Here is a 7,414-nt window from a genome sequence, read left to right on the forward strand (position 1 = left end):
ACCTCATTCACATCTCCGACCATTCGCGAGATAATATCGCCCTTGCGCTGGTCTGAAAAAAAAGCTACCGGCTGACTTATTATTTTCTTGTAAAGACTATCTCGCAGGTCGCGTAGCACCCCATTGCGCAAATAAGTAATGAAGAGCGACGCCAAATAGCTAAACATATTTTTCAGCAAAAAGAGCGAGATAACCAAAGCGATAACAATAGCCAACGCCCATACAGTATCCTCTCCCGCCATCTTTCCTACTTGGTAGTTCAGATACGCTTTCCCATAGCCACCTAAGTCCATCAAACTCCCTGAATATACAGGCGGCTCACTTATAGGCTTATTCTTACCAAAAAGCACATCCAACATCGGAATAAGTGCTATAAACGACAGCGCACTAAAAAGCGAATAGAGTACATTGAAAAAAATATTGAGCAATGCCTGTTTCTTATAAGGCAAAATATAAGGAATAAACCTTTTCAGCTTCATAGTAGGTTATTGTTTGTATTTCTTTACGGTTTCATCACGCCTTATCTTCTGATTATCAGTATATACAAACTCAGGTACGAAGTAAATCTGGCGTGGCACTTCATACTTCAGCATATCCTTATCCATATAAATATCGTGCGAAAGCGTAGGATAATCCTTCTCATCACCTTGTACATACAGCACAGCGCGTTGTCCTAACTCTTCGTCAGCCTCTTTAGTGATGAAGTAATCTCCTTTAATATATTTCTTTATCTTTCTTTCCACACTTTCAGGGAACACCTTAAAGCCTCCTGAATTGATAATATTATCAAAGCGTCCCAGCCATTCAAATTCAGTACGCGATATAAGGTTCACTATATCGTTTGTCACTACAGGGTGGTCAGCTACCAAAGGAGCATCAATCACCAAACAGTGGCGCTCGTCTTGCGTAAATGTCACATTAGGCAATGCCTTATATGTATTCTGATGCACTTCTGTATGGTTCACCTTGCGCATCGCTATATGCGAAATAGTTTCTGTCATTCCGTATGACGAATACACTTCGGTTGAAATAGTTTGCAGCTTAGCCTCCAATTCTCCATCTATCGAAGCTCCCCCCAAAATAACCTTCTTCACACGTGGCAAATCCACTAATGATTTTGAAGCCTGTAGCGGAATCATCGCACAGAAATCGTAATTTTTGCTCGTAAGCGAAAGTGGCATAGACGAAGGTCTGATGATATCGAGGTGTAGCCCCAGAATAATAGAGCGGATAATCATCATCTTACCTGCAATAAAGTCAGCTGGCAAACATAGCAAAGCCCTATTTTTAGGCGAAAGTTTCAAATAATCACCCGTAGCAAGAGCCGAATTTACCATACTTTGTTTCTTCAACTTTATTTGCTTAGGAATACCTGTCGAACCAGAAGTGGTAGCCTCTACATAATCACGATCGTCCAACCAATCCAGCAAAAAACGTCCTACCGACTTACGATAAGGAAGACCGTCTTTCACATAAGCCACAGCCAATATAGTAAGGCGATTTCTGTCTATCGGAAAACCATTAATTCTAAAATCTTTATGTACAAACTTGTAATCTATTTCATTCATTTTATTACTATATTAAATATTTTCTACTATTATATTTTGATACGCTTTACACCTCTTACTTTCACCGAACGATGAGCGAAGGATAAGCGAAGGATGAGCGAACAACTATTAACTAATTCACTAACCAATGATAATTGCTGCAAAACTACAATAATTAAACGAATTGAGCAACAGTAAATAAAACTAATATTTCTATAATAGTGATTATTAACACTTTAAGTAAAAACAACAAAAAAAAATTCTATTTACACCCTCTATATCAAAAATATTTTTTACCTTTACCGCAATAATTTAAGTTGAATATGTACGTATTAGATCAAACTGATTTACAATTGTTAGACGAACTCCAGCAAGATAGCGAGCAGTCTATCAAACAATTAGCTGAAAAGGTAAAACTCTCTATCACCCCAGTACACGAGCGGGTGAAAAAGTTAGAACAAATGGGGGTTATTCAAAAATATGTAGCTGTCGTAAACCCCAAAGCATTAGGCAAAAAATTAGTAGCTTACTGCCAAGTAAAACTACTTAGGCATAACGGCGAACTATTTGAAGAGTTTGAAAACTATATAAGCACCTTAGACGAAGTATTAGAAGCCTCTTATATGGCAGGAGCTTATGATTTCCTACTGAAGTTGGTGCTTAATGATATGGAAGAATACCAGACTTTCGTAGTACACAAAATATCAAAATTAGAAATCATCGCAAACATACAAAGTTCTTTTGTTATCCAAGAAATCAAAAACACCTCTATGATTCGTTGTTTGCGCGAAAATAACGACAAAAAATAACAGTAAAAATGCACATAGCTATAGCAGGAAATATCGGAGCTGGCAAAACCACCCTTACCGCCCTTCTGGCTAAGCACTACCAGTGGGAAGCTCATTTCGAAGATGTTGTCGACAACCCCTATTTAGATGATTTTTACCATCAAATGGAGCGTTGGAGTTTCAACCTACAAATCTACTTCCTCAACAGTAGATTCCGACAAATATTAGACTTTCACGAAAAAGGCAACGATATTATACAAGACCGCACCATATATGAAGATGCTCATATCTTTGCCCCCAACCTACACGAAATGGGACTAATGAGTACCCGTGATTTTGATAATTATCGTTCATTATTTGCTCTTATGGAGCGACTTATCTCTCCTCCTGACCTTCTTATATATCTAAGGAGTTCTATTCCCAATCTGGTAAAACAAATCCAAAAACGAGGCAGAGAGTACGAAAACTCCATCTCCATCGACTACCTAAACCGACTAAACCAGCGCTACGAACAATGGATAAAACAATACAACAAAGGCAAACTCCTCATCATAGAAGTTGATGACATTAATTTCGTTGATAACCCTGAAGATTTAGGCGACATCATCAACAAAATAGACGCACTTCTTTACGGATTATTCTAAGAAAATTATAGCATAAAAAAAAGAGACTATCAATGATAGTCTCTTTTTTTGTATCTTCTTTATATCTTCTATTTGAAGTAGTTATTTACGTGAAATGCTACTAATCCATCAATAGGTTTTCTCAATACAGTTCCCAACTTAAGTTTGTTTTCTGCTAATACTTCTTCCAAAATATCTTGAAGGAAGAAAGCGATACTACCTACGAAGTTAATAGGCACTTCATAACGTTCTTCATATTGTGAAATCCAGTGGTCTACGAATAGTTGCATTCCTTTCTTCACTATGGTACGGCAATACTCGTGATTTTTATTTTCCACTATAAATTTTGCAAAAGTAGCCAAATAGCTATTAGGGTTTGGCATCTTGTAAAGGTGGTTTTTCACTACATCAGAGCCCAACTCATACTGACTTTCGAACTTTTGTACAAGGTCAGCTGGCATCTTCTTAAAGTAGTAATCTATTATCAAGCGTTTGCCATAAAAATTCCCACTTGACTCATCCATCAAGATATAGCCCAATGAATCTACTGCTTGGTAAAGCTCCTTACCATTCCAGAAAGAACAGTTAGAACCTGTCCCTAATATACAAACTATAGCTTTTTCACTTGGATTAGTTGTTGCAAATACAGCCGCATAAGTATCTTCCTTTACATCTATTTTAGCGTTTTTAAAGATAGTCGCCAAACTGCGTTCTACAAAATAACGAATGCGTTCTGTACCACAGCCAGCCCCATAAAAATAGATTTCACTTACACTATTTCTATTTTCAAATAGTTGGTAGTTAGTTGTAATACGCTCTACAAGTATCTCTTCAGTTAAAACCTCAGGATTAAGCCCTAAAGTTTGAGTAAAAAACACCTTTTCTCCTTTGCTGTTTAAAGCTGTCCAATCTGCCTTAGTTGCTCCACTATCAACAATTAAAATCATATTATTTCGGTTTTATTATGTTATTAATAGTAAAAAATAAAGGTGAAGCACTAACCAAAGTACTTCACCTTTCGTTAATTATAATTTAGCTACGTGTTGTGCCAAATCTACCAATTTGTTAGAGTAACCTGTTTCATTGTCATACCAAGAAACTACTTTAAAGAAGTTTGAGCTTAAGCCTATACCTGCTTTGGCATCAAAAATAGATGTATTCTTGCATCCTACGAAATCTTGAGATACTACTAAGTCTTCAGTATATCCAAGGATACCTTTTAGTTCTCCTTCTGAAGCTTTTTTCATAGCAGCGTTGATATCTTCAAGAGTTGTAGCTTTCTTAGTACGGAAAGTCAAATCAACTACTGATACGTCTGCAGTAGGCACGCGGAATGCCATACCTGTAAGTTTACCATTAAGTTCTGGAATTACTTTTCCTACAGCTTTTGCTGCTCCTGTGCTTGAAGGAATAATATTGCAAAGTGCAGAACGTCCTCCTCTCCAGTCTTTTTTAGAAGGACCATCTACTGTTAATTGAGTAGCTGTAGTAGCGTGAACAGTTGTCATTAAAGCTTCTTCAATACCAAAGTTGTCATTTAACACTTTAGCAATAGGAGCCAAACAGTTAGTTGTACAAGATGCGTTAGACACAATAGTATCAGTAGGTTTTACTGATTTGTGGTTAACACCCATTACGAACATAGGAGCATCTGCTGAAGGAGCTGAAATAACTACTTTTTTAGCACCTGCATTGATGTGTGCTTGAGCTTTTTCTAAAGTAGTGAAAATACCTGTACATTCAGCCACTACATCTGCACCTACTTCGTTCCATTTAAGGTTGTTAGGATCCTTTTCTGCAGTAATACGTACTACTTTCCCGTCTACTACTAAATGTCCATTTTCTACTTTCACGTCTCCTTTGAAAGTTCCGTGAACTGAATCATATTTCAAAAGGTAAGCGATGTAATCAACATCCAAAAGGTCGTTAATACCAACGATTTCTACATCGGCTCTCTCATAAGCGGCACGGAATACAAGACGTCCAATACGTCCAAATCCATTAATTCCAATTTTTACTGACATATTAATTCTCTTTTAATTTAATTAACTTATTATTTTATTTCTATAAATATTTTATCTCTCAAAAAACTATGTAGCCATTATTTCAGCTACACGAAGAAGTTCTGTATTGATTTTAGAACTTCCCTTGATAGCTTTTTCAAGAGGGGTAAGTTCCATTTTAGTACTGCGGATACCCACCATATAGTTTGATTTTCCTTCTAAAAGTGACTCTACGGCTTTCACTCCCATTCGGCTTGCCAACACACGGTCAAAACAAGAAGGAGAACCTCCTCTTTGCATATGTCCTAACACAGACACACGTACATCATAATCAGGGTGATGTTGCTCTACATATTCTTTTAGTTCAAATACATTTTTACCGATTTTATCTCCCTCTGCAACTACTACTAAACTCGAGGTCTTACCAGTACTTCTACTTTTCTCTAATGAGCTAAGCAGTTTTTTAAGCCCTATATTCTCCTCTGGTATTAATATCTCTTCAGCCCCAGCTCCGATACCAGAATTAAGAGCTATATGCCCTGCATCACGCCCCATTACTTCTATAAAGAAGAGACGATTATGAGAGCTTGCAGTATCTCTAATCTTGTCGATAGCTTCAATAACAGTGTTGAGGGCGGTATCATAGCCTAGAGTAAAGTCAGTACCATAGATATCATTATCTATAGTCCCTGGTATACCTATCACAGGAAATCCATACTCTTGGTTAAACAAAAGCGCTCCCGTGAATGAACCGTCTCCGCCGATAACTACTAATGAATCTACTCCTGCAGCTTTTAGATTTTCATAAGCTACTTTTCGTCCTTCAGGAGTTCTAAAATCTTTTGAGCGAGCTGATTTTAGTATAGTTCCTCCTCTATTGATAATGTCGCGTACACTACGCGCATTCATTTCTTTAAAGTCGCCTTCTATCATTCCTTGATAGCCGCGATATACACCTACTACTCCTATATTGTGATAGGCACACGTACGCACCACTGCTCTAATGGCTGCGTTCATACCAGGAGCATCGCCTCCTGATGTTAATACTGCTATTTTCTTTACTGACATTTATCTTTTATTTTTCGCATCAAAGGTACGAATTATTTTTCAAATAAAAGCAATTTTATTGCTGTTTTTTTACTATATTCTTGCTAACTCTCTAATTAACTATTAATTAACTTTTTCTTCTCGTCCGTTACATTTCATATTTTGCATTCAAGTCTATTGCTTTTTATAGCACTCTAATCCTTTTTTTAGTATTTCTACCGCTCTCTCTATTTTTTCTTTTTCGAGCACATAAGCTATACGCACCTGATTGCGTCCTAAACCTGGAGTAGCATAAAAACCTTCTGCTGGAGCTAACATTACTGTTTCATTATCTACAGAAAATTGGTCTAAAAGCCATATACAAAAATCTTCAGCATTCTCTACTGGCAACTCAGCTATACAGTAGAAAGCTCCCTTAGGCATTGACACACGTACTCCTTCTACCCTTTGTAGAGCATCTATTAGCACATTTCTGCGCTGAGTATACTCTTTCAACACTTCTTCAAAATAAGTTTCTGGCACATCAAAAGCCTTTTCAGCTCCTATTTGAGAATAAGTAGGAGGTGAAAGACGTGCTTGAGCAAACTTTAAAATAGATTTCATTACCTCTTTGTTTTTAGAGACTACCCATCCTATACGTGCTCCACACATACTAAAACGTTTTGACACAGAATCTATCATTATAGCGTTTTGCTCAATATCAGGTACTTGCATAATAGAAAAATGCTGTGCTCCATCATATACAAATTCTCGATACACCTCATCAAAAATGAGGAAGATATCGTATTTTTTAGCTATTGCAGCTAACTGCAAAATTTCTTCTTTAGAATACAAATAGCCTGTAGGATTTCCTGGATTACAAATCAAGAAAGCTTTAGTCTTAGGTGTGATTTTTTTCTCAAACTCCTCAATCGGCGGGAGAGCAAAATTATTATCAAAAGAAGAGGTTATAGGCACACATACTGCATCAAAAGCTTCTGAAAAACTGATATAATTTGCATAATAAGGCTCTGGAATGATAATCTCATCATCAGCATTAGCTACTGTAGCGATTACATAAGTAAGGGCTTCAGAGCCCCCACAAGTAATAATAATATCACTACTATCTACCTTTATATCATGTTTTTTATAATACTCTACCACCTTTTCTCTCAGTGAATTAATCCCCTCACTCTTAGTATATTCAAGCACTGTAGGACTAAAATCTTTTACAGCTTGAATAGCTATTTCAGGAGTTTTAATATCTGGCTGACCAATATTAAGGTGGTAAATGGTCTTTCCCTCCTTAGACGCTTTTTCAGCATAAGGAGTCAATTTCCTGATAGGTGATTGGGGTAATATTTGTGCTCTATGTGATATTGTTGGCATTTTTTATAGTTTTTAGTTGTTAGAAATTAATCGTTAGT

At 36.8% G+C, this 7,414-nt stretch carries 8 protein-coding genes; 2 read left to right on the forward strand and 6 right to left on the reverse strand.

Annotation, left to right across the window (positions count from 1 at the left end; translation table 11 throughout):
• Both HMPREF9074_RS08425 and HMPREF9074_RS08430 read right to left on the reverse strand, forming a co-directional pair.
• The coding region (locus tag HMPREF9074_RS08425) for an ABC transporter transmembrane domain-containing protein (RefSeq protein WP_034540267.1) at positions 1–479 on the reverse strand (479 nt) is incomplete at its 3' end.
• Between the two features lie 6 nt (positions 480–485).
• The gene (locus HMPREF9074_RS08430) at positions 486–1,568 is read right to left on the reverse strand and encodes an AMP-binding protein (RefSeq protein WP_009391158.1); all 1,083 of its coding nucleotides are present in this window, start codon (positions 1,566–1,568) and stop codon (positions 486–488) included.
• A 302-nt stretch (positions 1,569–1,870) separates the two neighbouring features.
• Between HMPREF9074_RS08430 and HMPREF9074_RS08435 the strand changes: the two genes are divergently transcribed.
• Positions 1,871–2,356, forward strand: coding sequence for an Lrp/AsnC family transcriptional regulator (locus HMPREF9074_RS08435; RefSeq protein WP_009391157.1), 486 nt, complete (start codon positions 1,871–1,873; stop codon positions 2,354–2,356).
• An 8-nt stretch (positions 2,357–2,364) separates the two neighbouring features.
• Positions 2,365–2,979, forward strand: a complete 615-nt coding sequence (locus tag HMPREF9074_RS08440; protein ID WP_009391156.1) for a deoxynucleoside kinase — start codon at positions 2,365–2,367, stop codon at positions 2,977–2,979.
• A gap of 68 nt (positions 2,980–3,047) precedes the next feature.
• Here HMPREF9074_RS08440 and HMPREF9074_RS08445 read toward each other — a convergent pair whose 3' ends face one another.
• The 4 genes from HMPREF9074_RS08445 to HMPREF9074_RS08460 form a co-directional block, all read right to left on the reverse strand.
• Positions 3,048–3,905 carry a hypothetical protein gene (locus HMPREF9074_RS08445; protein ID WP_009391155.1) on the reverse strand — a complete coding sequence of 286 codons (858 nt, stop codon included), beginning with the start codon at positions 3,903–3,905 and terminating at the stop codon, positions 3,048–3,050.
• A 78-nt stretch (positions 3,906–3,983) separates the two neighbouring features.
• Positions 3,984–4,982: a type I glyceraldehyde-3-phosphate dehydrogenase gene (gap, locus tag HMPREF9074_RS08450; RefSeq protein ID WP_009391153.1), complete on the reverse strand. Its 999-nt coding sequence runs from the start codon at positions 4,980–4,982 to the stop codon at positions 3,984–3,986.
• Positions 4,983–5,048: 66 nt separating this feature from the next.
• Entirely contained in the window at positions 5,049–6,029 is a 981-nt protein-coding gene (gene pfkA, locus HMPREF9074_RS08455) for a 6-phosphofructokinase (protein WP_009391151.1), read from the reverse strand.
• Positions 6,030–6,182: 153 nt separating this feature from the next.
• Positions 6,183–7,376 carry a pyridoxal phosphate-dependent aminotransferase gene (locus HMPREF9074_RS08460; protein ID WP_009391148.1) on the reverse strand — a complete coding sequence of 398 codons (1,194 nt, stop codon included), beginning with the start codon at positions 7,374–7,376 and terminating at the stop codon, positions 6,183–6,185.
• Between the last annotated feature and the right edge of the window lie 38 nt (positions 7,377–7,414).

This window comes from Capnocytophaga sp. oral taxon 329 str. F0087 (genome assembly GCF_000213295.2).
Taxonomy (GTDB): domain Bacteria; phylum Bacteroidota; class Bacteroidia; order Flavobacteriales; family Flavobacteriaceae; genus Capnocytophaga; species Capnocytophaga leadbetteri_A.

What these genes read in the sequence shown, in the direction of transcription:
- HMPREF9074_RS08430 (WP_009391158.1), bottom strand. Translation starts at nt 1,568, where the DNA reads ATGAATGAAATAGATTACAAGTTTGTACATAAAGATTTTAGAATTAAT.
- HMPREF9074_RS08435 (WP_009391157.1), top strand. Translation starts at nt 1,871, where the DNA reads ATGTACGTATTAGATCAAACTGATTTACAATTGTTAGACGAACTCCAG.
- HMPREF9074_RS08440 (WP_009391156.1), top strand. Translation starts at nt 2,365, where the DNA reads ATGCACATAGCTATAGCAGGAAATATCGGAGCTGGCAAAACCACCCTT.
- HMPREF9074_RS08445 (WP_009391155.1), bottom strand. Translation starts at nt 3,905, where the DNA reads ATGATTTTAATTGTTGATAGTGGAGCAACTAAGGCAGATTGGACAGCT.
- gap (WP_009391153.1), bottom strand. Translation starts at nt 4,982, where the DNA reads ATGTCAGTAAAAATTGGAATTAATGGATTTGGACGTATTGGACGTCTT.
- pfkA (WP_009391151.1), bottom strand. Translation starts at nt 6,029, where the DNA reads ATGTCAGTAAAGAAAATAGCAGTATTAACATCAGGAGGCGATGCTCCT.
- HMPREF9074_RS08460 (WP_009391148.1), bottom strand. Translation starts at nt 7,376, where the DNA reads ATGCCAACAATATCACATAGAGCACAAATATTACCCCAATCACCTATC.